Raw genomic sequence first — 24,555 nt, 5'->3', positions numbered from 1 at the left:
GCGGGGCTGCCGTCAGAGGGTGCTCAGGCGGCTGACCTGGACGCCGATGACGCCGCGGACCGTGCCGGCGAGGACTTCGGCGAGGTGGCGTTCGCGGGGGTCGCTCGGGCCGATCACGGTGACGATGCCGTCCTGCACCTGGACCTGCCAGTCCGGGCCTTCCGGCTGCAGCAGCTCGGTCACCTCGGCCTGGACGCGGCGGTCGCGACCGGCGAGCAGGTGGACCACGTCACTGCGGCTGATCATCCCGACGACCCGGTCGTGCTCGACCACCGGCAGGCTCTTGACCATCGTCGAGCGCATCAGGTCGATCGCCGCCTCGAGCTCCTCGTCGGGCCGCACCGTCACGACCAGGTACGTCATGACCTCGGCGACCCGGCGCGGCGGCGTCGGGCCGGGCAACCGTACGACGGTGACCGGGACGCGGTCGCTGATCAGGTTCTCCTCCTCGACCAGGTCGGCCTCGCTCACGATCCCGACCAGCGCACCGTGCCGGTCGAGCACCGGCAGCGCGGTGATCTTCGCCTCGTCCATGAGCTGCAGCGCCGACGAGATCGGGGTCTCCGGCGCCACGGCGACGACCTCCTTGGTCATCAGCTCCCGGATCAGCATCGCCCTCACCTTCCTCCGTCCACCAGATCTTGCGCCCAGCGTCCCCCGCACTGTGGCGCACCAGTAGGGCGAGAGGTCCCGCCGCGCGAGGTACGACGACCCTGGATGACGGCCGGCCGAACCGGAGGTCTGCGTTCTGTCCGGTCAGCGTTCTGTCAGGTCAGCGGCCGATGAGTCTGCCGAGCCAGCTGCCGCCGCTGCGCTCGGCCTTGGGGTGGCCGGGGCACCACTGATCGGCGGGGACCATCGCCTTCACCTGGGCGACGTGCTGGCCGCAGCCTGCCCAGGTCGTCTTGGCGCAGGTCTTGCAGTTGACGGGTCGGCACATGGGTTCTCCTTCGGGGTGAGTGATACGTCAGGCGTCCGGCCCGACGAGGTGCAGGCCGGCCTTGGCCGCGTTCTCGAACTGGTCGTCGACGGCGACGAGTTTGCGTCCGGCGGCGTCGAGGATCGAGGCGGCGATGGAGGCGCGGTAGCCGGCGGCGCAGTGCACCCACACCTCGCCGGGCGGGACCTCGGCCAGTCGCCGTACGAGTTCGTGGATGGGGATGTTGACCGCGTCGTGGATTCGGGAGGCGTGGTGTTCCTCGGCGCGGCGGACGTCGAGGACGACGACGTCGCGGTGGTGGCGGACCTGCTCCAGGTCGGCGAAGGTCGCCGTCGGGAACGACACCGCGACGTCGGGCGTCCAGTCCTGCGGTCCGCCGGTCGCGTGCGCGGCGGGGCGGTCGATGCCGATGCGGACGAGTTCGCGCTGGGCTTGGGTGACGTCGGCGGCCGTCTCGCCGAGCAGGGTGAGTGGGGTGCCCCACTCGATCAGCCAGCCCAGGTAGGTCGTGAAGGAGCCGTCGAGCCCGAAGTTCAGTGTGCCGGGTGCGTGCCCGGCGGCGAATGCAGTGCGGGTGCGCAGGTCGACGACCCATTCGCCGGCCTCGATCCGGCGCCGCAGTTCGGCGGCGTCGGCCCGCGCGGGCAGGCAGAGATCGGGCGCGCCGGGGCCGGCGGCGTTGGCGGGTGCCATGTGCACGTAGTACGCGGGCCAGGCGCCGAGCCCGGCCAGCAGATCGCGGACGTAGTCCTGTTCGTTCTGGGTCAGGACGGGGTTGGCGCGTTTCTCCTGCCCGATGGTGGATTCGGTGGCCTCGGACTGGGTCGCGGAGCAGAACGAACCGAACCCGTGGGTCGGGTAGACGCCGGTCGTGTCGGGCAGCACATCGACGAGCTTGTGGGCTGAGGCGTGCTGGTGACGGACCAGGGCATCGGTGTGTTCCGGACCGAGCAGGTCGGGTCGCCCGGTGGCGCCGTAGAGCAGTGAGCCGCCGGTGAACACGGCGATCGGCTCGTCGCCGTGGCTGAGTGCGTAGGACAGGTGGGTGAAGGTGTGTCCTGGTGTGTGGATCGCCCGGACCCGCATCCGGCCGCCGATGTCGATGGTGTCGCCGTCGTGGATCGGGGTGCGGTCGAAGCTGACCTGGTCGTCGGCGTTGACCAGGTACGTCGCCCCGGTCGCCGCGGCCAGCGCGAAGCCGCCGGTGACGTAGTCGTTGTGGATATGGGTCTCGAAGACGTGGGTCAGCCGGACCCCGTCGGTCTCGAGCAGGTCGAGGACGCGGTCGATGTCGCGCTGCGGGTCGACGACGAAGGCCACCGTGCCGTCGTGCACGAGGTAGCTGCGGTCGCCCAGCGACGCGGTGTCGATCACCCGAACGGTCACGCCAGGGAGCGGTGCGGCGTGCTGCTGGTCGGCGGCGGTGTCTGGCATCGAGGGTCCTCTCCCTGCTCGCATCCCCCTAGGGGGATCTGTCGCCACCGTAACACATCCCCCCGGGGGGATGTAGACTGAGGACTCCGACGCTGGGAGAAGGAGCACCGATGGAGCTCGAGGCCGCCGAGATCAAACCTGTCATCGCGCGAATGAAGCGCGCCCACGGCCACCTGGGCAGTGTGATCCGGATGATGGAGGAGGGGGCGGACTGTGAAGCGGTCCTCACCCAACTCGCCGCTGTCAACAAGGCGCTGTCCCGCGCCGGCTACGCCGTCGTCGCGACCGGCCTGCAACGCTGCCTGACCGACGAGGACAGCGACGTCGACGTGGCCAAGATGGAGAAGCTCTTCCTGGCCCTGGCCTGACCCGGGATCTATCGCTTCACACCGAGGCGGTGGACCAACTCGACCAGGACGATGCCGATCGCCGCCATCGCGAGCGCGCCGAGCAGCCGGTACGGCGTGGTCTCGAGCAGGAAAATGCGGTGGGCGATCGGCGGGATCAGAACCGCGGTCGCCCCCAGCACGACCATTGCGGTGAGCAGAGCCAGCTTCCATGCCCGCAGCGGTCTGGCGAGGATCGAGAGCGTCCACAGTGAGACGACGAGTACGACGATCGTCGTGACGGTGCGGGCCTCCGCGACGGACGCGCCGGGATCCACGACACGCACGATCCGGTAGCCGGCGAACGCGCACCCCGCGGTCACCACCCCGATCGGGACGGCGAACCGCAACGCACGGCCGACGAAGCCCGGCAGGTAGCGGCGGGAGTTCGGGCCGAGGGCCAGGAAGAACCCGGGGATCCCAATGGTGAGGGCCGAGATCAAGGTGAGCTGGATGGGGGCGAGGGGGTAGGCGACGAGGGTGGTCGCGGTGATCACCGACAGGACCAGTGAGTAGACGTTCTTGACCAGGAACAGGTACGCGGCCCGCTCGATGTTGGCGATCACGCGCCGTCCTTCGGCGACCACCTCGGGCAGGTGGTCGAACCTGCCGTCGAGGAGCACGAGCTGCGCGACCGCGCGGGTCGCCGGAGAACCGTTGCCCATGGCAACGCCAATGTCGGCGTCCTTCAGGGCGAGCGCGTCGTTCACGCCGTCGCCCGTCATCGCGACCACGTGACCGCGGCGCTGCAGTGCGGCGACGAACGCCCGCTTCTGGTGCGCGCTGACCCGGCCGAACGCCGACGACCGGTCGAGGACGGCGGCCAGCTCGTCCGGATCGTCCGGCAGCGTCCGCGCGTCGACCGCGTCGTCGGGACCCGAGACCCCCGGTACGCCGACCGCGGCCGCCACCGCGCCGACCGTCCGCGGGTTGTCGCCGGACAGCACCTTCAGGGCGACGCCCTGGTCGGTGAAGTAGCGCATCGTCGCGGCGGCGTCGGCACGGATGTTCTCGGCGAGCACCAGGAGTGCGACGGGGAGGAGACGGGCCGGCAAGGCCGGGGCGTGGTCGTCCCGCGGTACGCCGCGGGCCAGCACGAGAACGCGCTCTCCGCCGGCCGCCAGCTCGTCGGCGCGGCTTCGCGCGGCGACGGACGGCGCGTCGGCATCGAGCAGCACCAGCTCCGGCGCGCCCAGCACCCAGGTCGTGGCGTCGACGGTGACGGACTGCCACTTGCGCGCCGACGAGAACGGTACCCGCGCGGAGGCCCTCGGTGCCGTAGGTGCCGGCGTACCGAACGCGGCGCGCAGTGCCTCTGCCGTGGCGTTCGAATCGCTGCCGGCGGCCAGCACCGCGAGCACTTCCTCGACCCGTCGTCCGGCCGGATCGTCGAGCAGCGGCTCGAGTCGATCGAAGACGATGTCGCCGTGGGTCAGCGTGCCGGTCTTGTCCAGGCAGACGACGTCGACCCTGGCCAGCCCTTCGACCGCCGGCAGCTCCTGGACGAGCGTCTTCCGACGCGCCAGCGTGACGATCGCGAGCATGAACGCGAGCGAGGTGAGCAGCACCAGCCCTTCCGGGATCATGCCGACGACCGCCGCGACCGTCCCGGTGACCGCGTCGCGCCAGTCCTCGTTGTCCGCGGTCCGGAACTGCGTCCACAGCAGCACGGGCGCGACGATGAGAAGCACCACGGAGATCCAGCGCAACAGTCGCGTCGTACCGGCGACCAGCTCGGAGCGCGTGACCCGGAAGCGTCGTGCCTCCGCCGCGAGCCGAGCGGCGTACGTCTCCGCGCCGACCGCGCGGGCCTCGAACTCGCCCGTTCCGGCGACGACGATGGATCCTGAGCGCACCTGATCGCCGGGCGTCTTGGAGACCGGGTCGGACTCGCCGGTCAGCAACGACTCGTCCACTTCGAGGCCGTCGGCGGCGGTCACCGGGCCGTCGGCGAGGACCTGGTCACCGGTACGGAGCAGGACGAGATCGTCCTGGACGACGGAGGCGACGTCGATTTGCGTCGAGTCACCGTCCCGGACCACCCGGGCCTGCGTGACGTTGAGCAGCGCAAGCCGGTCCAGAGTCCGGCGGGCGCGGACCTCTTGCACGATCCCGATCCCGGAGTTGGTGAGGATCACCAGCCCGAACAGCGCGTTCGGCCAGCGACCGGTCGCCACGACCGCGACGAACAGGACGCCGAGCAGTCCGTTGAAGAACGTGAAGACGTTGGCCCGCACGATCTGCCCGAAGGTGCGACTCGTGCGGACCTGGAGCGCGTTCGTCCGGCCGGCCGCGACCCGCTCGGCGACCTGGGCGGCGGTCAGACCACGGGTCGGTGCGAGAGCAACAGAGCCCGCCGCGGTGCCGGAAGTGCCAGTAGTGCCGGTGGTGCCGTGCGGATCTGCGTCCTGCATCAATGATCACGTCCCTGGACGGCCGGCGTTCTCGCTTCGCCAGCCTCTCGTGCGCTGCCGTCCGGCTCCTAGGGTCGAAGGTCCCCGATGCCGCGAGGCGCACAAGCCGAGTGGTCCGTTCGGCGCGGACGTCGGGACGTTGGGCCCTGTCTCCGCGGCGACCCGCGCCGGGACGCTCGTGGGGGAGGTGGCCATGCCTGGTGTGGAGACATCGCCTGTCCGCGGCTTGCCGGTTGCGGAGGCGGCGCGAAGGCTCGCCGCCGACGGTCCGAACGAGTTGCCCGCACCCCGCCGTACGGCGGCCTGGAAGCTGCTCGCCGGTCAGCTGACGCATCTGTTCGCGGTGATGTTGTGGGTGGCGGCCGCGCTCGCCCTGGCCGGTGGGCTGGCGCCGCTGGCGATCGCGATCGTCGTGATCATCGTCCTGAACGGTGTCTTCGCGTTCGCCCAGGAGTACCGCGCCGACCGCGCCGCCGAGCGGCTGCGTGACCTGCTGCCGGTCCGGGCGCAGGTGATCCGCGACGGCGAGGTCAGGTCCGTCGACGCGAGTCAACTGGTCCGCGACGATCTGGTCCTGCTCGGCGCCGGAGCCCGGGTGTCGGCCGATCTGCGTCTGGTCACGGTGCACGCCCTGGCCGTGGACGAGTCGATGCTCACCGGTGAATCGGTACCGGTCCGCCCGGGCAGCGGCGACCAGGTGTACGCCGGAACGTTCGTCGTGCAGGGCGAAGCCGAAGCGGTGGTGACCGCGGTGGCCGGCCGGACCCGGCTGGCCGGGATCCAGTCACTGACCGAGAGCGCGGTACGGCGCCCCAGTCCGCTGACGATCGAGCTGCATCGACTGATCCGGGTGATTGCGGTCATCGCCGTGACCGTCGGCGCTTCGTTGACGGCGGTGTCGCTCGTGCTGGGGCTGAGCGCCACCAAGGCGTTCCTGTTCGGGGTCGGGGTGATGGTGGCGCTGGTTCCCGAGGGCCTGCTGCCGACCGTCACGCTGTCGCTGGCACGTGGCGCGCAGCGGATGGCGCACGGCAACGCGCTCGTACGGCGGCTGGACGCGGTCGAGACGCTCGGCGCCACGACGTTCGTCTGCACCGACAAGACCGGGACGCTGACGTTGAACCAGATGGAGGTCCTCGACGTCTGGACGCCGCACGGATCCGTGGTGATGCACGGTGACGGCTACGACCCGGACGGCTCGGCCGACGGCGGTCCAGCCGCGATCGACGCGGCCGCGCGGGCCGCCCGGTCGGCCGTCGCCTGTGTTCGCGGCCGCGCGGTGCGGTCGAAGAACGGGTGGGCCGCGGAAGGCGATCCGATGGAGGTCGCGCTGGACGTCCTCGCGCGGCGCCTCGGGGTGGCGCCGGTGCCTCCGGAGACGATCACGCACCGGGTCACCTTCACCAGCGAGACGCGGTACAGCGCTGTGGTTGCTGATGGCAACACGATGGTGATCGGCGCGCCGGACGCGCTGCTGCCGTACTGCCGCACGAACGGCGCCGCCACGTCGGCAGTCGGCGACCTGGCCGGTCAGGGCCGGCGGGTGCTCGCGGTGGCGGAAGCGTCCGGGGTGCTCGTTCGCGACGGTGACCTGGACCTGCGGCCGGACGCCTTGGACCTGCTGGCCGTGGTCGGCCTCGAGGACCCGCCACGACCGGACGTCCACACCGCGCTGACCGCCTGCCGGCAGGCCGGGGTCCGGATCGCGGTCGTCACCGGTGACCACGCGGCGACCGCGGAAGTGATCGCGCGCGAGGTCGGCCTGCTCGGGCCGGGCGGGCTCGTGGTCTCGGGTGAGCAGCTGCCCGCCGACGACGGGCCGCTCGGCGAACTGCTCGACCGCGACGACGGCGTGGTGGTCGCCAGGGTGACGCCCGCCGACAAGTTGCGGATCGCCCGGGCACTGCGGGCACGCGGTCATGTCGTCGCGATGACCGGGGACGGCGTCAACGACGCACCGGCGCTCCGGGAGGCCGACGTCGGCGTCGCGATGGGGGCCTCGGGCAGCGACGTGGCCCGCGCCGCGGCCGACCTGGTGCTGCTCGACGACCACTTCGCGGGCATCGTGACCGCGATCCGGCTGGGCCGCGCCACGTTCTCGAACGTCCGGCGTTTCCTGACCTACCATCTGGCCGACAACGTCGCCGAGCTGGCGCCGTTCGTGGCTTGGGCGCTGTCCGGCGGCTCGGTGCCGCTGGCGATCGGCGTACTGCAGGTGCTCGCGCTGGACATCGGGACCGACGTGCTGCCCGCGCTGGCGCTCGGTGTCGAGCAGCCCGGCCCGCGGGTGCTCGACGGCCCGGCGCGGCATCGCCGGCTGGTGGATCGCGGTCTGCTGACCCGGGCGTTCGGCGTGCTGGGGATGACGGAAGCCGTGGTCGCGATGTCGGCCTTCCTGCTCGTGCTGCGTGGCCACGGATGGACCTTCGGGACCGAGCCGGCGGCGGCCGCGCTCGCGGTCGCCTCCGGTACGGCGTTCGCGGTGATCGTCATGATGCAGATGGCGAACGCGCTGGCCTGCCGGAGCGAGCGCAGCACGATCGTGGAGATCGGCCTCACGACGAACAGGCCGCTCCTGGTCGCGCTTGTCGTCGAGCTCGGCCTGCTGATGGTGTTCCTCGGCGTACCGCCGGTCGCGCACCTGTTGGGCGGCGGCTGGCCGTCGTACCAGGGCTGGCTGTTCGCCGCGGCCGGCGCCCTGGTCCTACTGCTCGTCGACAGTGCCGCCAAGCTGGTCCGCCGGCGTCGATGACGGTCGGGTGCTCAGCTCGTCGACTCTGCCGGCCGGGACGCGTTCGATGCGGGTCCAGCCTTTCCAGCCTCGCTCTTCCAGCATCGCCAGCACCCGTTCCGCGCCGGGGGAGGCCTCGAGGACGGCGGTGTCCATCAGCGTGACCAGATTGTCGTCCAGTCCGTACGAACCGGTCTCACCGGCCTGGACGGCGGCCACCATGATGCGCTCCAGGATGTCGACGATCTCCACGATCCGCGGGTCGTCCAGGGGCCAGTCGAGGGCCTCGTTCACGATGCGGTAGAGCTTCAGCATCTCGGGATGCTGCAACGCCTCGTGCTTCTTGACGATCACCGCGTCGATCTGGTCCGGGACCTGGGCCGCGACCATGATCCAGGCGTCCCGCTCCATCTCGACGTACTGCTCCTTCATGCCGAGACCGCGCAGCCGGTCGAGGTAGTCGACGACGCTCTGCGGCAGGGCCAGCTGGTCGCCGGCGGCTAGTTTGGCCAGACGCCTGCGGGTGTCCTGCAGCCGCCGGACCTCGGCGCGCAGCTCCTTGTCGATCTCCTCGACGCCGTCGGAAAACTCCTCCGGGGCGGCGTCGAGGAGCTCCTGCACCCGCGCCAGCGGTACGCCGGCATCGGCGAGCGTGCGGATCCGGATCAGGCGGACGACCGCGGCCCCGTCGTAGGAGCGGTACCCGGACCGGTCACGGCCGGGCTCCGGCAGCAGCCCGATCTTGTGATAGTGCCGGACCGCCCGCACCGTTACCCCGGCGTACGCCGCGAGCCGGCTGATCGTGAGCATGCGTCACAGCCTGCCTCACGCGACCTTGCGGCGATAGGCGGCCATCGCGACGACGTACGCCACGACCAGGACGCCGACGCACCACGCCAGCGCGGTCCAGATGCCGTCGCCGACCGGCTGCCCCGCGAACAGCCGGCGGATCGTGTCGACGATCGACGTCACCGGCTGGTGCTCGGCGAACCAGCGCACCGGTCCGGGCATCGTCTGCGTGGGCACGAACGCCGAGCTGACGAACGGCAGGAAGATCAGCGGGTACGCGAACGCGCCCGCACCCTCGACGGTCGACGCGGACAGCCCGGGAATGACGGCGATCCAGGTCAGGCCCAGCGTGAACAGGAACAGCATGCCGGCGACCGCGAGCCAGTCCAGCACGCCCGCGTCCGAGCGGAAACCCATCAGCAGCGCGACTGCGACGACGACCACCAGCGAGATCAGGTTCGCCACCAGGGAGGTGACGACATGCGCCCAGAGCACGCCGGACCGGCCGATCGGCATCGACTGGAACCGTTCGAAGATCCCGCTCTTCAGGTCCATGAAGATCCGGAACGCGGTGTAGGCGACGCCGGACGCGACCGTGATCAGCAGGATCCCCGGCAGCAGGTAGTTCACGTACGCGCCGGCCCCGGTGTCGATCGCGCCGCCGAACACGTAGACGAACATCACCATCATTGCGATCGGCGTCAGCACGGTGGTGATGATCGTGTCCGGGCTGCGGGTGACGTGGCGCAGGGTCCGGCCGGTGAGCGCGCCGACGTCGTTGAAGAAGTAGGTGCTCATCGTCAGGCCTCCTGGCTGGTGATCGCGAGGAAGACTTCCTCGAGCGTCGGCTGCTTCTCGACGTACTCGACCTTGGCGGGCGGCAGCAGCTGCTTGAGCTCGCCGAGGGTGCCGGCGACGATGATCCGGCCGTTGTGCAGGATCGCGATCCGGTCGGCGAGCTGCTCGGCCTCCTCCAGGTACTGCGTGGTGAGCAGCACCGTCGTCCCGTGGCCGGCCAGCTCCTGCACCGTGTGCCAGACCTCGATCCGCGCCTCGGGATCGAGCCCGGCGGTTGGCTCGTCGAGGAAGATCACCGGCGCGTCGCCGATCAGGCTCATCGCGATGTCGAGCCGGCGGCGCATCCCGCCCGAGTACGTCGCCACCCGCCGGCCGGCCGCATCGGTGAGCGCGAAGCGGCGGAGCAGCTCGTCGGCGACCGCGCCGGGGTCCGGGACGTGCCGCAGTTTCGCGACCAGGACGAGGTTCTCCCGGCCGGTGAGGATCTCGTCGACGGCGGCGAACTGGCCGGTGAGGCTGATCGACCGCCGGACGTCGACCGCCTGGGTGGCGACGTCGAAACCGTTGACCTCGGCCGTGCCCGCGTCGGCCGCGAGAAGTGTCGAGAGGATCCTGATCGTGGTGGTCTTGCCCGCACCGTTGGAGCCGAGCAGGGCGAAGATGCTGCCCCGCGCGACGTCGAGATCCACGCCGCGCAGCACCGGTTTCTGTCCGTACGACTTCTGCAGGCCCTGTACGTGGATCGCCGGGCCGGCGGTCGATGTCACTGTCATACCGGAAGCGTGCAGGGTTGACCCTGCGTCAAGGTCAAGCCGTCGCGACCGGGCTGTTATTCGATTGACGATGCCGGCGACGGACTGGTCTGCTGTCAGCACGTGCGCCGGGTGGGCCGGCGCGGACCGGAAGGAGGAAGGCCATGTCTGTCCTGTCCCGTAGCTTTGCTCTGAAAGGTCTTTCGGTTTGGCATTCGCACGTTCGTTCAGCTGTGAACACTGCGGCGTGGAGGTTTCCCTCGACGCCCCTGGAACCACCCATCGCAACCATTGCCCGAGTTGTCTGTGGTCGCGGCACCTCGACCGCAATGTGCCGGGCGATCGCAAGGCCGACTGTGCCGGCGGCATGGAGCCGATCGCGGTCACGGTCCGCGGCGAGGGCCGCTGGGTCCTCATCCACCGGTGCACCAACTGCGGCCGGCTCCGGCTCAACAAGACCGCCGGTGACGACAACGTCCTGCTCCTGATGCGGCTCGCGGCGCTGCCGCTGACGATGCCGTTCGTCCCGTTCGCCGCCGAGCCCGGCATCAACGGGAACGGCAACGGTTCGCAGCCGGCCGGTCGCAAGCCGAGAGCACGCAAGGCCAAGGCGGCCGTGCAGCCCGACGGGACGTGATGCAGGCGGGTCTGGGCGGTGCCGGTCGCCCAGACCTGCTGCTTTACTGAGGATGTGCGTCCGTCGGGTGCGGTCGCGGTGCTGGTGGCCGCGGTCCTTGGACTGACCTCGTGTACGTCGTCACGGCCGGACAAGACGGCGTCCATCGAGTGGGGGGACTGCGCGGGCGTCACCGACGTACACGCAGCGAATCTGCCTGCGGAGCGGTCCGCCCGGCTCGAGTTCCGCTGCGGTGCGGTGGACGTCGACCTCGACCCCGCCCGTGCGGAGGCCGGAACGCTCGCGGTCCAGCTCATCCGGATCCATCAGTCGGGCGGTGCCGGGAAGGAGCCGCTGCTGCTGATCGCCGGCGGTCCCGGTCAGTCCGGGGTGGAGTACGCCGCAGTCGCGGCCGGGCTGCTGCCGGAGGCGCTTCTGGACCGGTTCGACCTGATCGGCTTCGATCCCCGCGGCGTCGGCCGTTCACAGCAGATCCGGTGTGGGCACAAGGATTCGGACCCGCCCGGGTTGCCGGATCTCCTGACTCCCACGGGTTACACCCAGGCTGCGGACAGGATGCGCGCGAGGACCGCCGAGTGCGCGACGGCATTGGGGTCCAAGGCGGCGCTGTTCAGCACGACCGCGACCGCGGTCGACATCGACCGCATTCGCTCGGCCCTCGACCGGCCGGCGTTGACGTACCTCGGCTGGTCCTACGGAGCCAAGCTCGGCGCGGAGTACGCGCGCCTGTACCCGGACAGGGTGCGCGCGGCCGTACTCGATGCCCCGAGCAACCCGCGGACGACCTGGATCGAGACCGTCGACCGTCAGGTCGCGGGCTTCGAGCACGCCTTCGACCAGTTCGCCGCCTGGTGCGCGAGCCAGGACAGGTGCCGTGCCCTCGGCGCCACCCGCGGCTTCGTCACCGACCTGGTTCGCAGGGCCGAGAAGTCGCCCATCCCGAGCGGGAGGCCGGGCGACGACGTTCGGACGTACGGCACCGACGTGCTCGACGCGGTGGCAGGCGCGCTGTACGACGACGCGCGCTGGCCGGATCTCGCCGACGGGCTGGCAGAGGCCACGGCCGGCGACTCGGGCACGCTGCGGGACCTGGCCGACGCGGCCCGCAGCGGGGCCGATGCCGCGGACGCGCAGCTCGTGATCAACTGCAACGACAGCGCGCCCGGGCCGACCGAAACCGAGATCAGGGCGGCCGGGGCGCGCTTCGCCCAGCAGTACCCGCTGTTCGGGGTGTGGCTGTCATGGTTCTTGTTCGGGTGCACGTTCTGGGAGCCGGACCGGCACACCCTGCAGCCGCCGGTCGCTGCCACCGACCACCCGATCCTCGTGGTCGGCACCCGTCACGACCCGGCCACGCCGTACACCGGAGCGGTGGACATGGCGTCCAGCCTGGGTACTGCGCAACTGCTGACCTGGGAAGGCCAGGGCCACGGCGCGGTCGGGCGCAACGAGTGCATCACCCGGCTCGTCACCGACTACCTGGCCTCCCTCACGGTCCCGCCCCGCAATGCCCGCTGCCCGGCCTGACCGGGGTCAGGTGGTGAGCAGGGTGGCGAGGGTCGTGCGGGCCCGGGCGACCCGGGACCGGACGGTGCCGACCGGGCAGCCGAGCTGGGCGGCGGTCTGGGCGTACGGAACGCCGGCGAGCTGGGTGAGGACGAAGACCTCGCGGCGGTCGCCGGGGATCTTGTCGAGCAGCTCGGTCAGTGCGATGCCGTCGTCGAAGCCGGGCAGGTCCCGCGGCTGGCTCTGCTCGGCGGCGAGCTGCCAGTCGTAGCGGGAGATTCTCGGCCGGGCCGCCCTGCGGCGCAGCTCGTCGGCGACGGTACGCCGGGCGATGGACAGCAACCACGTCCGCGCCGACGAGCGTCCCTCGAAGCGGTGCAGGCTCTGCAACGCCCGCAGGAACGTCTCCTGGGTGAGGTCGTCGGCCGCGTGCGGGTCGGCGCTCAGGTGCGCGACGTACCGGCGGACGTCGTGGTGCAGCGCGCGGATGAAGTTGTCGAGGGCAACGAGGTCGCCGTCGCGGGCCGCGAGGGCCAGGTGGGTCGAGTTTTCGTCGAGCAAGGCAGAAGCCATGGCTTGAGTCCTTCGGAAGTCCAGGATCCGGCGGCGCACGGCAGTGCACGTCGCCGGTGAGCGGAGGGCCGGGCAGTGCCTGCCCGGATGGGTCGTGCTGTCAGAAGGCAGCGGTTCCGCGCGGTGGACCTCTCGAAGTGATGGCATGGCCGAGCAGCAGGTCGGTGTACGGCGTGGGGGAGTGGACGGCCTGGATCCGCGGCCGGTGCGCGGTGATCGGTGGTGACGCGAGCAGGCGCAACGGCAGCAGGATCAGGCCGGCGACGGATCGCAGGACGGCGAACGCGGCCCGCTCGCCGTACGCGAGCCACAGGCCGCACAGGAGCGCCGCGAGCAGGTGGGCCGCGAGCATGCCGAGCGACGACGTCCCCGTCATATGGCCCGTCATATGGCCCGTCATGTGGTCGTGCATCGCGGGCGGTGCCGCCATCGACTGCGCCATCGATTGGGCCAGGGTGAACACGGTGTGCAGCGCCGCCTGGGCGACCAGTGTGGCGAGGACGACGAACGGTACGTCGCGCTCGCCGTCGGCCACGATCCACGCGGCGGTCCCGATCGACCCCGCGCCCGCGACCATCGCCCACCACGGGACCGGCGTACCGGACATCAGGACGTGGCCGAGGGCGGCGAGCAGCACGCAGGTGGCCGCGAACATCGCGGCCCGTGCGGCTCGGAACCCCAGGCTCTCCTGCATGGCGGAACCCATGGTCGCATCCCGTCCCATCGTGTGTCCCACGCCACATGCGCCGGCAGGAACCGGACGCGCCGGCGAACCGACTCCTGTTCCGGATCGTGCGGAGAAGGAGTTGACGTGAGCGCAGTACAGGAGCTGGCGGCCCCGGCGAAGCGGACCGGCGGCGGCAGTCCGCGGGGGACCGGGTTGTTCCGGGCGTTCTGGCGGTGGCACTTCTACGCGAGCTTCCTGGTGATCCCGGTGCTGCTGATCCTCGCCGCGACCGGCCTGATCTACCTGTTCCGGTTCCAGCTCGAACCGGTGCTGCACGCCGGCCTGATGAAGGTCGACCAGCCCGCCGGCCTGGTCGCGCAGCCGTACGAGACCCAGCTCGACGAGGTACGGCGCGCCTTCCCCGACGCGACCGTGGTGTCGATGACCGAGCCGTCCGCGCCGAACCGCTCGACGGTCTTCTCGGTCGACACCGCGGACGGCCCGCGGGACGTGTTCGTCGACCCGTACGAAGGCAAGGTACTGGGCTCGCTCGACCCGGACCGGACGTTGTCAGGCGCCGCGATCCTGCTGCACGGCGAGCTGATGGCCGGCCGCTGGGGTGACTACGTGATCGAGATCGCTGCCTGCTGGGCGATCGTGATGGCGTTGACCGGCTACTACCTGTTCGTCCGCGGCAGGGTCGCGCGAGCGCGCCGGCGAGCCGCTGGTGCGGCAGGCGCCGTACTGCGGTCGCGGCACGGTCGCACCGGCGCGGTCCTCGGTCTCGGGCTGTTGTTCCTCGTCGTGTCCGGCCTGCCGTGGACCGGCTTCTGGGGCGCGAAGACCCAGCAGTTCGCGACCCATCAAGGGACGTCGTTCTGGGCCGAGGACCCCGGCGCGCTGTCCAACCCGACGTCGACCCTGGACGAATCGTTGCCGCACAGCCACTCGGTGCCGTGGGCCCTCGGCAAGTCCGAGGTACCGCGCTCGGACCCGTCCAACCGCACGCGGTCGGTGGCCACGGTCGACACGGCCATCGCCGTCGGGGAGCGCAACGGGCTGCAGCGCCCGATGACGATCGCCCTGCCCACCGGCGACGAAGGCGTGTTCTCGGCGATCGGCTACGCGTTCAGCGACCCCGGGAAGGAACGCACGCTGCATGTCGACCGGTACGGCGGGGGCGTGGTGTCGACGTACGGGTATCGCGACTATCCGGCGCTGGCGAAGGTCGTTGCCCAGGGCATCGCCTTGCACGAGGGCCGCCGAGTGGGCGTCGTGAACTTCTGGCTGACCACGGCCTTCTGTCTCGGCGTCATGTTCATGTGCGTCACCGGCCCGCTGATGTGGTGGCGCCGCCGCCCGAAAGGAAACAGCCTCGGCGCCCCCCGCGGCCGCCTCCCGCTGCGCGCGACCCCAGGCCTGGCCGTGCTGGTCGTCGCGCTGGGCCTCCTCCTACCCCTCTTCGGGCTGACCCTCCTGGTCGTACTCCTCCTCGACCACTTCGCGCTCCGCCGCGTTCCGGTCCTGCGGACGTGGTTCACCGTGACACCTCGAGCCTGACGCCGTCGGCGATCCCGGATACCACGATCTCCCCTCACCATCCGATGCTGTTAGAGAGGCGTTAGAAAGCTCGGAGTGGGTGTCGGGGCGTGGTTAGCTCCGGCCGGTGACGGAAACGCGTGAGGACGAGGCCGTTGGTGTGCTGCCGCCTGCCCGTGGGCGGGTGGTGGGGTGGTTGCTGCATGATCGACCCGCCGGGCATCCGGGGCCGCATCGGCCGGCGCCGCACGCGACGCACCGTTGGTGGAAGGTGATGTGTCTGACCGGCGTCGACTACTTCTCGACGCTCGGTTACCAGCCTGCGATCGCCGCGGCGGCGGTCGGGCTGCTGTCGCCGGTCGCGACCCTGATCCTGGTCCTGCTGACGCTGCTCGGCGCCCTGCCGGTCTACCGGCGGGTCGCCGCCGAGAGCCCGCACGGCGAGGGATCGATCGCGATGCTCGACCGGCTGCTCGGCCGCTGGAAAGGCAAGTTCGCCATCCTGGTCCTGCTCGGCTTCATGGCCACCGACTTCATCATCACGATGACGCTGTCGGCGGCGGACGCCACCGCGCACGTGATCGAGAACCCGTACGTGCCGCACTGGTTCGAGGGCAAGGAAGTGATCATCACCCTCGTCCTGCTGGCGCTGCTCGCCGGTGTGTTCCTGCGTGGGTTCGGCGAGGCGATCGGGATCGCGGTGGCCCTGTCGTGGTCTACCTCGGTCTGAACCTGATCGTCGTCACCAACGCGCTCTGGAACGTGGTCACCGCGCCGGAGCTGGTCACCAACTGGCGCGGCATGCTGACCACCGAGCACTCGAACATCTGGGTGATGATCGGCATCTCCCTGGTCGTCTTCCCGAAGCTCGCCCTCGGCCTGTCCGGCTTCGAGACCGGGGTCGCGGTGATGCCGCAGGTCGACGGGTCACCGGACGACGACCCGGCACGCCCGGCGACCCGGATCCGGAACACCCGCAAGCTGCTGACCACGGCCGCGCTGATCATGAGCGGCTTCCTGATCACGAGCAGCTTCACGACGATCGTCCTGATCCCGGAGAACGAATTCAAGGACGGCGGCGCGGCGTCCGGGCGGGCCCTCGCGTACCTAGCCCACGAGCATCTCGGCAACGTCTTCGGCACGGTGTACGACGTGAGCACGATCCTGATCCTGTGGTTCGCGGGGGCGTCGGCGATGGCGGGCCTGCTGAACATCGTGCCGCGGTATCTCCCGCGGTACGGCATGGTTCCGGACTGGGCCCGGGCGACCCGTCCGCTGGTCATCGTGTTCGGCCTGATCGCGTTCGTGATCACGCTGCTGTTCAAGGCCGACGTCGACGCCCAGGGCGGTGCGTACGCGACCGGCGTACTCGTGCTGATCATGTCGGCCTCGATCGCGGTGACGTTGTCCGCGCGGCGCCAGGGCGAACGCGTCAGGACGGTCGGTTTCGGCGTGATCAGCCTGGTGCTGCTGTACACGACGGTCGCGAACATCATCGAGCGGCCGGACGGTGTCCAGATCGCGTCGTTCTTCATCGTCGCGATCATCCTCACCTCGCTGATCTCCCGCGCCACGCGCTCACTGGAGTTGCGCGCCACGGAGGTCCGGTTCGACGCGGAGGCGTGCCGGCTGATCGCCGCGGCCGCGCGGCACGGTGAGCTGCGGATCATCGCGAACGAGCCGGACGCCCGCGACGCGGCGGAGTACCAGGAGAAGGAGGCCGAGCAGCGCGAGGTGCGGAACCTGCCGGAGGGCCTGCCGATCCTGTTCCTCGAGGTCACGCTCACCGACGCGTCGCAGTTCGAGACCGAGCTGGACGTGCGCGGCGAGGAACGGCACGGTTACCGGATCCTGCGGGTCGACAGCCCGAGCGTCCCGAACGCGATCGCCGCGCTGCTGCTGAAGATCCGCGACGAGTGGGCGGTGATGCCGCACATCTACTTCGCCTGGGCCGAAGGCAACCCGTTCTACTTCCTGCTGCGCTACCTGATCTCGGGCGAGGGCGACGTACCGCCCGTCACCCGTGAGGTTCTTCGGCGCGCCGAGCCCAAGCGTTCGAACCGGCCGTGGGTGCACGTCGGCTGACGGTCACCGGTGACTCCGCAGGCCGTGGCGGATGAGGGTGTCCAGGCGTTCCCAGGCCGGTGAGGATGCGTTGATCGAGGACTGTACGAGTTGGGGGAGTGTTGCCAGGTCGTCCGGGGGCTCGTTCAGGTCGGTGGTGGGGTAGCGGGCGAGGGATGCGGTGACGATGCGGTCGGCGAGGTCTGCGAGCGCCGGGTCGGCGGGGTCCAGGTCGTGTGCGCGGTCGTACTCGAGGTAGAGGCGGCGGAGTTCCGGGTCGTTCTGGGCCTGGGACTGGTCGGCGAAGTAGCGGCGGGCGGTGTCCGGGGAGGTCGCGAAGGTGAGGATCCACAGGTCCCGTTCCAGCGCGATCCAGCGATCGGAGAAGCCGAGGTCATGGAGGCGCAGGAGGTGCTGTTCGACCTCGGGTGGCAGGAACGGGCTGTTGCCGGCGGCAAGGCGCTGCAGGCGGGACAGGGTGGCGGTCAGCCGTTCGATGCGCGCCGTCAGTTCGGTCACCGCGGCGGAGGCCGCGTCCTGGAGCTCGGCCGGTGATCCGGCGGACAGCCGGGCGATCGTCGCGAGCGGCAGGCCGGCTTCGGCCAGGGTGCGGATCTTGACCAGTTCCACGAGGTCCTGGGCGGAGTACCGGCGGTACCCGGACGCGTCGCGCGGCGGTTCCGGGAGCAGCCCCTTGTCGTGGTAGACCCGGATCGTCTTGGTCGAGACGCCGACGTACCGTGCCAGCTCGCCGATGGTGATCACGACACCAGCTTGACCCTTCCCCTGGGGCAATGTCGCACGATGCCGGTATGACGAGTTTCGATCGGGAAACCCTCCGCGCCCTGGCCGACGAGGGCAACGAGCGCGCCCAGGACCGGCTGGCGGACCTGGCCGACGAGCGCGACGACGTCGAGGAACTCAGCGAACTGCTGGACGAGGGCTGCCTGCACGCCGGCGAGCTGCTGACCCGCCGCGCGGCCGCCGCCCGCGACCTGCGGGAGCTGCAACGCATCGCCGACGCCGGGTACGACGAGGCGGGTGAGGTGCTTGACCGGCTGCTGACCGTCGAACCCGACTGACCCAAGTATCGTGGCGGTATGAGTGCGCAGCGGCGGCCGACGATGTACGACGTGGCTGCCCTGGCGGGGGTTTCGCATCAGACCGTCTCGCGGTACCTGCGGTCGGATCCGGCCGTGCGGGCGGACACGGAGGTGCGGATCAAGGCCGCGATCGACGAGCTGGGGTACCGGCCGAACCTGATGGCCCGCGCGATGCGGACGCGGAGCACCGGGGTGGTCGCGATCATCCTGCCGGGGTGGACCGGGCCGGAGCGGACCGTCGCCGCGGCGTGCGAGGAGGCGCAGCGGCTCGGGTACCAGGTGGAGATCGTGATCGGCGTCGACGAGGACCCGGCCGCGTTGAGCCGGCTGGCCGACGACATCCTCGGACGCGGTCAGGTCGACGGCGTGCTGTCGGTGACGCCGTTGACCGGCACCACGAACACCGCGGGCGTCGTCGTACAGACTGCGGAGTTCGACCACCGCCTGCACGCCGTGGAGGCGGTCGCGGCGGACGAGGCGACGATGGAAGAGATCCTGGAGCGGCTCGTCGCGCTCGGGCACCGCGACTTCTTCCACGCCGCGGGACCGCAGGACTGGAAGTCGGCCCAGCTGCGCAAGTCCGGGTACCTGAAGGCCTGTGACCGGCTCGGGCTGCGGTCGCACGGCGTGTACGACGGTCCGTGGCATCCGGAGACCGGCGCCGAGGCGGTGCGGTCGTTGCCCGTCGACACACCGGTCACGGCGGTGGTCGCGGCGAGCGATCACATCGCGGCCGGGGTGCTGCGCGCGGCGTTCGAGCGCGGCTGGCGCGTGCCGGACGACTTGAGCGTCACCGGATGGGACGACCTGACCCTCGTCCGGTACGGAACCCCTGCGCTGTCCACCGTCCGCGTCGACCGCGAAACCTCCGGACGGCACGGCATGCGCCGCCTGATCGCCGCCATCCGCAACGAACCCGAACCGGCCCCGCTGCCCGCGGCCCCGACCGAGATCGTCTTCCGCGAAACCACCGCCGCACCCCGCCAGAGCTGACAGCGGGATGGTCAGGTGAGGACGAGGGCGCCCAGGTGCCAGAAGCGGTCGGGTTCGCTGTCCAGGATCAGGTCGGCGGTGCGGCCTGTGGGGCCGCCGTCGAGATCTGCGTGGAGCCAGGTGAAGATGCCGCCGGGCAGGTCGGTGGACGTGGCGAGCACTTTGTTGCCCTCGGCGATGATCGTCGGGGGACAGTCCGGGCCGCCGTCGCCGACGAGCGCCGAGAGACGGACCGGTCCGGGCGGCAACGTGATCCGTAGGGTGCGGGCCGGGTAGTCGCCACAGAAGTCCCGGCGTAGCGCGTCCCACGTGTTCCCGCGGTCGCGGCCTTGTGGTGCCGTGCCGACCCATCCGTAGCCGAGCGTCGTGTTCCAGCTGGTGCTGGGGGAGACCCGCGCGTAGCCCGTCACCAGCGGGCTGTCGGCGGTCCCGATGTCCAGCGCGAGATGACACTGCGCGGCGTCCGGCGTGACCACGAAGGTCTGGTGCCGCGAGCTCAGCGCTGTCTGCGCCGGTGTGATGTCGATCGACAGGTCCACGTGATCCGCGATCAACGGCGGCGTGACGGGCAGTGCGACGGTGGCCGCCGCGCCCGGTCCGACGGTCGCACTCGCCGTACCGGCCTGCCATCCCGAGTCCACCGGATGCACCGTCGCCGCGAAGGACCGCGACGTGCTGTTCGCGTTGGTGACCTCGACCGGGAGGTTGTTCGGCTTCCCGCCGAACAGCAACTGCCCGCCCGGATAACCGAGCTGCAGCCATCCCGTCCCGCTCGACACGATCCGTGAGAAACCGTAGAAGTACGACACGATCGTGTCCCGCCAGCGCTCCGCCTCGATCACGTGCGCGTCGAAGGTGGCGGCGATGTCGGCGTGCCGCGCCTGATCCACCCGGCCCGCGAGCCGCTCCCATGCTCGCCGGAACGCCACCACCTTGTCGTAGCCGTCGAAGTGGCTGTCGTAGATGTGCTGGATGACGGTCTTCCCCGAGTGCAGCCGGTGCGTGTACGGCACCCAGTGCATGAACAGCAGCAGCTCGTCCGGGCACTTCTCCAGCGAACTGTAGATCTCCTGCCACGGCGGGGCGTACATCCCGGTGAATCCGGTCGCGGTCCGGTCGAATCCGGTGCCTTCGGCGGTGGTGTGGTGCGACAGGTTCTGCGTGGTCGTCGGCGCCGGCGCGAAGTGCGCGCCGAGCGGGTACGTCAGATAGCCCATACCCAGCGGCGACGTGTAGCTCTCGTACGTCTGCCACGACTGCAACATGATTGCCTTCAGCACCGACCTGAACTGCGCGTCACCGCCGAACGTGAGCTCGATCCAGTCCGACACGATCTCGTCCGCGGACAGCCCCGGGTTCCACGCCAGCCGCGCGAATCCGTGCGTGTTCGCCGCGCCGAGCTGATAGCCGGTCCAGTCCCGGTCGTCGCCCAGATTGATCACCCCGGCCAGACCGACGTTGTCCTGGTCGTACGCGACTCCGGTCACGATGTCCGCGACGGTCGACGCTTTGCCGGTGTGTGTCCGGAAGCCCAGGATCGACTTCCACTCCGGGACGAGGTAGCACAGGTGCGTCGAGTGTCCGGTGTACTCCTGCGTCACCTGCAGCTCGATCATCTGGTTGGTGTGCGGCAACCCGCCGAACAACGGGTTCACCGGCTCCCGGACCTGGAAGTCGATCGGCCCGTTCTTCGTCTGCACGACCGCGTTGCCGTGGAACTGCCCGTCGAGCGGGTGGAAGACCCGGTACTGGTACTCCGCCCAGTCGTCGAACCCTTCGTGGACGAAGGACCTCCACACCAGCCGCCCGTCGTACGGCGCGAGCCGGTCGGCGAGCATGTTGGCGCCCTCGGCATGGGTGCGCCCGTAGTCCAGCGGGCCCGGCTGGCCCTCGGAGTTCGCCTTCACGAGGAAGCCACCGAAATCCGGGATCAGCCGGTAGATCTCGTCGATCTTGTCCTGCCACCACTGCTGCACCCGGGGGTCGAGCGGATCGGCCACGGTGATCGGTGACGGCTGGTCCTTGGTCAGTGTGATCGGCGCGGCGTAGTTGGCCGACAGCCACAGCCGCACACCCCACGACCGCAGGACGCCGGCCAGCGCCGCCAGCCCCGCCAACCGCTCGGAGCGCAGGAACTCGGCGCTGGCGTTGACGTTGTTGACCACGGTGTGGTTGATCCCGACGGACGCGAGGATCCGGGCGTAGTCGACATACCGCTCGCGGAGTCCGGGGAGCTCGTCCCAGGCGAAGATCGACTTGCCGGCGTACCCGCGTTCGATGCTGCCGTTCAGGTTGTCCCAGTGGTTGAGCATGCGCAGCGGGGCGGCCGGCTGGTCGGTCAGGTCCAGCCGGTCGAGCGGGCGGCGGCGTTGCAGTTGCTGCAGGAACCGGAATGCGCCGTACAGCGCTCCGCTCTCGCCGGACCCGGTGATCTCGAGCCGATCGGCGCGACGCTTGATCGTGAACCCCTCCGGACCAAGGTCACTGTCCGCACCGACACCGACGACAACCGCGCCGTTGCCGATCTGCTCGCGCACCGGTATCGATCGCCCGAGCATCCCCGACAGTCCACGCGCCAGCTCGGCGCCCGCGGATCGCAGTACGGCGTGGTTGCCGAGCACAACGACATGGGTGAACGCGGCGCGGTACCGGGACAGCAGTGCGCTGTCGTCGACGAGCCGGTAGCGCAACCAGAGGTCGTAGCCGTCTTCGTTGGGCGGCACGGCGAACGCGGCGCCCGGCAGGAGACTGGCGGCCAGCGCGCCGGCTGCACCGCCGGCCAACAGCGTGCGGCGAGTGATCGTCATCGGCTGCTCCCTTGTCATGACTCGTACGTCCGCACGTAGTCGAACCGGGCTGTCGTGCCGGTGCCGCCCATCGAAATGAGACCGAGCTTCAGCGGTCCGGCGTCGGCGGGCAGGTACCAATAGCTGCCCCACTGCCAGTGCCGGCCGTCCAGGCTGGTCGCTGCCTGGAACAAGTGCTCGCCGGTGACCGGCTGGGTGGTGTGGCGCAGCCGCAGCCACATGGTGTCGGCGCTCGGCCCGAGCTGGATCGCCTCCGCCCAAGGGGTCGCGTCTGCTCCAGGCCACAGGAAGGCCTGCTGTACGGCGCCTGTGCGCGTCGGAGCGAGCTGTAGTGATTGTGTTCGCGAGGCGCAGGCGATCAGGCCTGCGCGGGCATTGCCGGTGCTGCCCGCGAACGGCAGCGACAGCCGCGTCTCGACGGTGTAGTCACCTTGCGGCGCATCGCGGAGCAGGACGGTGGCGAGGTTGTCTTCCTTGCTGAGGTCGTTGGCCTGGGTATCCCACACCAGCTGACCGTTCTCGAGGCGGCTTTGGTTCGTACCGGTCCATTGCCAGCGCGAGTTCACGGCGTCGAACTCGTCGCTGAAGTCCGGGAGGAGTTTGCCGATCCGCGGATCGGGGACCTTGTGCGTGACCGGCTCGTAGAGCTTCGTCATCGCGAGGTTGTCGCCCCGTGCGGAACCTGCCAGGCCGATCTGGGCGGGGCCGGCCAGCCCGTTCGCGAGCCGGATGTTCAGTTCGCCGAGCGCGTTGTCGCCGAGTGCGGGGGCGACTTGCACGGTTGCCCGGTCGCCGCGTACTTCGACGCTCACGGAGTGCCAGGTGTCGTACCGGAAGCCCTGATAGAGCGCGGTCTCCGCGGAACTGACGAGCTTTCCGCCGACGCGCTGTTCGACGCGGAGCGAGCCGCGAGACGGATCGAGCCAGGCAACGGAGTAGTTGCGCGGCGAGTGGTAGGCGAAAACGAGTCCCGCCCGGCCGGTCGACGTCCGGAGATCGCCCTCGACGCGGTAGTCGGCCGGTCCGCCCGTACGGCTCACCAGGAGCGACGAGGCGTCGGCGGATTCGGCGTACCCGCCGCTGGATGCGTCCTGGCCGACCGTCCACTCGCCGCTCAGCGCACGCCAGTCGGACAAGGACGAGGACTCGTTGAACGAGCTGCCGATGGTTGGCGTCGCAGCGGGCGCGGGCTGCGGCTGGTCGGAGGTCCACAGGCCGGCGCGGACCGTCGGCCAGCCGCCGATCCAGTCGAGGCGGTCCATGGACTGCGGCCGGCCGCCCCACGTGTGGTCGGCACGGAGGTCGGAGTTGACGAGGTTCCACTGCTGTCCGGAGCGGTCCACCGTGACCGCGTTGTGCCCGGTCGCGGAGAGCGAGTTGCCGTTGAACGAGTTCACGATCGTGCCGCCGGGCCGTGTGGCGGTGAGCGATACGCCGTTCTCGTCCACGAACGGACCGGTCGGCGAGGTCGAGCGGCCGACGAGCACCGGGTAGCCTCCGCCGCCGACGTTGCCGATGCAACAGCCGTAGCCCGAGTAGAACAGGTAGTACCAGGGGCCGCGCTTGGTCACCCAGGTGCCTTCGCCGCGCTCACCGGCGACGACCTGCTGCGACGTACCGACCGTGCTGCGGCCGTCGGGCGCGAGCCGTACGACGTGCAGCCCGCCGCGGCGGAACGAGCCGTAGTACAGGTATTTCGTGCCGTCGTCGTCGATGAACATCATCGGGTCGATCTCCATCACCTCGCTGTCGGCGACGAAGTCCACGACCGGATGGCCGATGTCCTTCCACGGGCCGGCCGGCGAGTCGGCGATCGCGAGCCCGATCGCGGCGCCGAGCGGCGTGGAACTCGGTGCGGAGTAGTACATGTAGTACTGGCCGTCGACGTACCGGACATCCGGCGCCCAGTACCCCTTCTGCGGCCAGGGCGCCCACTCCGGATGGTTCTCGGCGCTGAACGCGTCGCCGAGGAACTCCCAGTGCACGAGATCGGTGGAACGCACCATCGGGATCAGGTGCTGCGGACCGCCGTTGTCGGCGTTCTCGCGGGTCAGGCTGGTATTGGTGGCGTAGGAGTACCAGGCGCCGTCCTTGGCGCGGATCAGCCCGACGTCGGAGAACGCCTGGGCGATGTCACTCATCAGCGGATTGGTGTAGGTGGGTTGTTGCCGGGGCGACGCGGCGACCGGCGACAGTCCCACGACGGCGATCAGCACCGCCGCCAGGCCGGCGAGGATCAGACGGAACGACACGGTTCGGGGCATGACAGCAGGTCCTCACTGGGCGGGGGAGGTCTGACAGAGATCAGTGCCGCTCTGCGAGCAGTTCGCGGCGTCGTGTTATCGATCATCCAGACGGTAAGTGATCGATAACATCCCCGCAAGACCTCAGCGCGCAAGAGCTTTCGCGGCCGCGGATCGCG

21 protein-coding genes are annotated in these 24,555 nt (G+C 70.3%); 9 read left to right on the top strand and 12 right to left on the bottom strand.

What is annotated here, in order from left to right; genetic code table 11:
* Window positions 1-12 precede the first annotated feature (12 nt).
* The 3 genes from AB0I12_RS13280 to AB0I12_RS13270 all read right to left on the bottom strand — a co-directional run bounded on the left by AB0I12_RS13280 (window position 13) and on the right by AB0I12_RS13270 (window position 2,374).
* The gene (locus AB0I12_RS13280; RefSeq protein ID WP_359928798.1) at window positions 13-612 is read right to left on the bottom strand and encodes a CBS domain-containing protein; all 600 of its coding nucleotides are present in this window, start codon (window positions 610-612) and stop codon (window positions 13-15) included.
* A 160-nt stretch (window positions 613-772) separates the two neighbouring features.
* Window positions 773-940: a hypothetical protein gene (locus AB0I12_RS13275; RefSeq protein WP_359928797.1), complete on the bottom strand. Its 168-nt coding sequence runs from the start codon at window positions 938-940 to the stop codon at window positions 773-775.
* 27 nt (window positions 941-967) lie between these two features.
* Entirely contained in the window at window positions 968-2,374 is a 1,407-nt protein-coding gene (locus AB0I12_RS13270; protein WP_359928795.1) for an MBL fold metallo-hydrolase, read from the bottom strand.
* A gap of 110 nt (window positions 2,375-2,484) precedes the next feature.
* Here AB0I12_RS13270 and AB0I12_RS13265 point away from each other — a divergent pair, with 110 nt between their 5' ends.
* The gene (locus AB0I12_RS13265) at window positions 2,485-2,742 is read left to right on the top strand and encodes a metal-sensitive transcriptional regulator (protein WP_355691135.1); all 258 of its coding nucleotides are present in this window, start codon (window positions 2,485-2,487) and stop codon (window positions 2,740-2,742) included.
* Window positions 2,743-2,750: 8 nt separating this feature from the next.
* On the opposite strand, the gene AB0I12_RS13260 is transcribed toward AB0I12_RS13265, so the two are convergent.
* Window positions 2,751-5,174, bottom strand: coding sequence for an HAD-IC family P-type ATPase (locus tag AB0I12_RS13260; RefSeq protein ID WP_359928793.1), 2,424 nt, complete (start codon window positions 5,172-5,174; stop codon window positions 2,751-2,753).
* Window positions 5,175-5,367: 193 nt separating this feature from the next.
* Between AB0I12_RS13260 and AB0I12_RS13255 the strand changes: the two genes are divergently transcribed.
* Window positions 5,368-7,926: a cation-transporting P-type ATPase gene (locus tag AB0I12_RS13255; protein WP_359928791.1), complete on the top strand. Its 2,559-nt coding sequence runs from the start codon at window positions 5,368-5,370 to the stop codon at window positions 7,924-7,926.
* On the opposite strand, the gene AB0I12_RS13250 is transcribed toward AB0I12_RS13255, so the two are convergent.
* Genes AB0I12_RS13250 through AB0I12_RS13240 form a run of 3 tightly spaced genes read right to left on the bottom strand, consistent with a single transcriptional unit; the run spans window position 7,879 to window position 10,265 of the window.
* Window positions 7,879-8,715 carry a MerR family transcriptional regulator gene (locus AB0I12_RS13250; RefSeq protein WP_359928790.1) on the bottom strand — a complete coding sequence of 279 codons (837 nt, stop codon included), beginning with the start codon at window positions 8,713-8,715 and terminating at the stop codon, window positions 7,879-7,881. The genes AB0I12_RS13255 and AB0I12_RS13250 overlap by 48 nt on opposite strands.
* 15 nt (window positions 8,716-8,730) lie before the next feature.
* Window positions 8,731-9,492 (bottom strand): ABC transporter permease, encoded by a 762-nt coding sequence (locus AB0I12_RS13245; RefSeq protein ID WP_359928788.1) that lies wholly within the window; start codon window positions 9,490-9,492, stop codon window positions 8,731-8,733.
* A 2-nt stretch (window positions 9,493-9,494) separates the two neighbouring features.
* Window positions 9,495-10,265 carry an ATP-binding cassette domain-containing protein gene (locus AB0I12_RS13240; protein ID WP_359928786.1) on the bottom strand — a complete coding sequence of 257 codons (771 nt, stop codon included), beginning with the start codon at window positions 10,263-10,265 and terminating at the stop codon, window positions 9,495-9,497.
* Window positions 10,266-10,452: 187 nt separating this feature from the next.
* On the opposite strand from AB0I12_RS13240, the gene AB0I12_RS13235 reads away from it, so the two are divergent.
* Both AB0I12_RS13235 and AB0I12_RS13230 read left to right on the top strand, forming a co-directional pair.
* Window positions 10,453-10,881, top strand: a complete 429-nt coding sequence (locus AB0I12_RS13235) for an RNHCP domain-containing protein (protein WP_359928784.1) — start codon at window positions 10,453-10,455, stop codon at window positions 10,879-10,881.
* A gap of 54 nt (window positions 10,882-10,935) precedes the next feature.
* Window positions 10,936-12,408, top strand: a complete 1,473-nt coding sequence (locus tag AB0I12_RS13230) for an alpha/beta hydrolase (protein WP_359928783.1) — start codon at window positions 10,936-10,938, stop codon at window positions 12,406-12,408.
* 6 nt (window positions 12,409-12,414) lie between these two features.
* Here the strand turns inward: AB0I12_RS13230 and AB0I12_RS13225 are convergent, their stop codons facing one another.
* Window positions 12,415-12,960 carry a sigma-70 family RNA polymerase sigma factor gene (locus tag AB0I12_RS13225; protein ID WP_359928782.1) on the bottom strand — a complete coding sequence of 182 codons (546 nt, stop codon included), beginning with the start codon at window positions 12,958-12,960 and terminating at the stop codon, window positions 12,415-12,417.
* Window positions 12,961-13,060: 100 nt separating this feature from the next.
* The gene (locus tag AB0I12_RS13220) at window positions 13,061-13,654 is read right to left on the bottom strand and encodes a hypothetical protein (protein WP_359928780.1); all 594 of its coding nucleotides are present in this window, start codon (window positions 13,652-13,654) and stop codon (window positions 13,061-13,063) included.
* Between the two features lie 117 nt (window positions 13,655-13,771).
* Between AB0I12_RS13220 and AB0I12_RS13215 the strand changes: the two genes are divergently transcribed.
* The 3 genes from AB0I12_RS13215 to AB0I12_RS13205 all read left to right on the top strand — a co-directional run bounded on the left by AB0I12_RS13215 (window position 13,772) and on the right by AB0I12_RS13205 (window position 17,251).
* Window positions 13,772-15,187 carry a PepSY domain-containing protein gene (locus tag AB0I12_RS13215; RefSeq protein ID WP_359928778.1) on the top strand — a complete coding sequence of 472 codons (1,416 nt, stop codon included), beginning with the start codon at window positions 13,772-13,774 and terminating at the stop codon, window positions 15,185-15,187.
* Between the two features lie 106 nt (window positions 15,188-15,293).
* On the top strand, window positions 15,294-15,896 hold the full coding sequence (locus AB0I12_RS13210; RefSeq protein WP_359928776.1) for a hypothetical protein: 603 nt from the start codon (window positions 15,294-15,296) through the stop codon (window positions 15,894-15,896).
* Complete coding sequence (locus AB0I12_RS13205) at window positions 15,878-17,251, top strand: amino acid transporter (protein ID WP_359928774.1); 1,374 nt, start codon at window positions 15,878-15,880, stop codon at window positions 17,249-17,251. Before AB0I12_RS13210 ends, AB0I12_RS13205 begins: the two co-directional genes overlap by 19 nt.
* A 3-nt stretch (window positions 17,252-17,254) precedes the next feature.
* Here the strand turns inward: AB0I12_RS13205 and AB0I12_RS13200 are convergent, their stop codons facing one another.
* The gene (locus tag AB0I12_RS13200; protein ID WP_359928773.1) at window positions 17,255-17,995 is read right to left on the bottom strand and encodes a MerR family transcriptional regulator; all 741 of its coding nucleotides are present in this window, start codon (window positions 17,993-17,995) and stop codon (window positions 17,255-17,257) included.
* A gap of 47 nt (window positions 17,996-18,042) precedes the next feature.
* On the opposite strand from AB0I12_RS13200, the gene AB0I12_RS13195 reads away from it, so the two are divergent.
* Window positions 18,043-18,312 carry a hypothetical protein gene (locus AB0I12_RS13195; protein ID WP_359928771.1) on the top strand — a complete coding sequence of 90 codons (270 nt, stop codon included), beginning with the start codon at window positions 18,043-18,045 and terminating at the stop codon, window positions 18,310-18,312.
* Window positions 18,313-18,330: 18 nt separating this feature from the next.
* The gene (locus tag AB0I12_RS13190) at window positions 18,331-19,326 is read left to right on the top strand and encodes a LacI family DNA-binding transcriptional regulator (protein ID WP_359928769.1); all 996 of its coding nucleotides are present in this window, start codon (window positions 18,331-18,333) and stop codon (window positions 19,324-19,326) included.
* Window positions 19,327-19,337: 11 nt separating this feature from the next.
* Here the strand turns inward: AB0I12_RS13190 and AB0I12_RS13185 are convergent, their stop codons facing one another.
* Together AB0I12_RS13185 and AB0I12_RS13180 are read right to left on the bottom strand one after the other, a co-directional pair.
* On the bottom strand, window positions 19,338-22,133 hold the full coding sequence (locus tag AB0I12_RS13185) for an alpha-glucuronidase family glycosyl hydrolase (RefSeq protein WP_359928767.1): 2,796 nt from the start codon (window positions 22,131-22,133) through the stop codon (window positions 19,338-19,340).
* 14 nt (window positions 22,134-22,147) lie between these two features.
* A complete protein-coding gene (locus tag AB0I12_RS13180) occupies window positions 22,148-24,397 on the bottom strand; it encodes a family 43 glycosylhydrolase (RefSeq protein WP_359928765.1) in 2,250 nt (749 codons plus the stop codon).
* Between the last annotated feature and the right edge of the window lie 158 nt (window positions 24,398-24,555).

The sequence above is a fragment of the Kribbella sp. NPDC050459 genome (genome assembly GCF_040655315.1).
Lineage (GTDB): Bacteria > Actinomycetota > Actinomycetes > Propionibacteriales > Kribbellaceae > Kribbella.
The sequence above is the reverse complement of the archived record's forward strand: the minus strand, read 5'-3'. Positions and strand labels throughout refer to the sequence as shown.

What these genes read in the sequence shown, in the direction of transcription:
- AB0I12_RS13280 (WP_359928798.1), bottom strand. Translation starts at nt 612, where the DNA reads ATGCTGATCCGGGAGCTGATGACCAAGGAGGTCGTCGCCGTGGCGCCG.
- AB0I12_RS13275 (WP_359928797.1), bottom strand. Translation starts at nt 940, where the DNA reads ATGTGCCGACCCGTCAACTGCAAGACCTGCGCCAAGACGACCTGGGCA.
- AB0I12_RS13270 (WP_359928795.1), bottom strand. Translation starts at nt 2,374, where the DNA reads ATGCCAGACACCGCCGCCGACCAGCAGCACGCCGCACCGCTCCCTGGC.
- AB0I12_RS13265 (WP_355691135.1), top strand. Translation starts at nt 2,485, where the DNA reads ATGGAGCTCGAGGCCGCCGAGATCAAACCTGTCATCGCGCGAATGAAG.
- AB0I12_RS13260 (WP_359928793.1), bottom strand. Translation starts at nt 5,174, where the DNA reads ATGCAGGACGCAGATCCGCACGGCACCACCGGCACTACTGGCACTTCC.
- AB0I12_RS13255 (WP_359928791.1), top strand. Translation starts at nt 5,368, where the DNA reads ATGCCTGGTGTGGAGACATCGCCTGTCCGCGGCTTGCCGGTTGCGGAG.
- AB0I12_RS13250 (WP_359928790.1), bottom strand. Translation starts at nt 8,715, where the DNA reads ATGCTCACGATCAGCCGGCTCGCGGCGTACGCCGGGGTAACGGTGCGG.
- AB0I12_RS13245 (WP_359928788.1), bottom strand. Translation starts at nt 9,492, where the DNA reads ATGAGCACCTACTTCTTCAACGACGTCGGCGCGCTCACCGGCCGGACC.
- AB0I12_RS13240 (WP_359928786.1), bottom strand. Translation starts at nt 10,265, where the DNA reads ATGACAGTGACATCGACCGCCGGCCCGGCGATCCACGTACAGGGCCTG.
- AB0I12_RS13225 (WP_359928782.1), bottom strand. Translation starts at nt 12,960, where the DNA reads ATGGCTTCTGCCTTGCTCGACGAAAACTCGACCCACCTGGCCCTCGCG.
- AB0I12_RS13220 (WP_359928780.1), bottom strand. Translation starts at nt 13,654, where the DNA reads ATGCAGGAGAGCCTGGGGTTCCGAGCCGCACGGGCCGCGATGTTCGCG.
- AB0I12_RS13195 (WP_359928771.1), top strand. Translation starts at nt 18,043, where the DNA reads ATGACGAGTTTCGATCGGGAAACCCTCCGCGCCCTGGCCGACGAGGGC.
- AB0I12_RS13190 (WP_359928769.1), top strand. Translation starts at nt 18,331, where the DNA reads ATGAGTGCGCAGCGGCGGCCGACGATGTACGACGTGGCTGCCCTGGCG.
- AB0I12_RS13185 (WP_359928767.1), bottom strand. Translation starts at nt 22,133, where the DNA reads ATGACGATCACTCGCCGCACGCTGTTGGCCGGCGGTGCAGCCGGCGCG.
- AB0I12_RS13180 (WP_359928765.1), bottom strand. Translation starts at nt 24,397, where the DNA reads ATGCCCCGAACCGTGTCGTTCCGTCTGATCCTCGCCGGCCTGGCGGCG.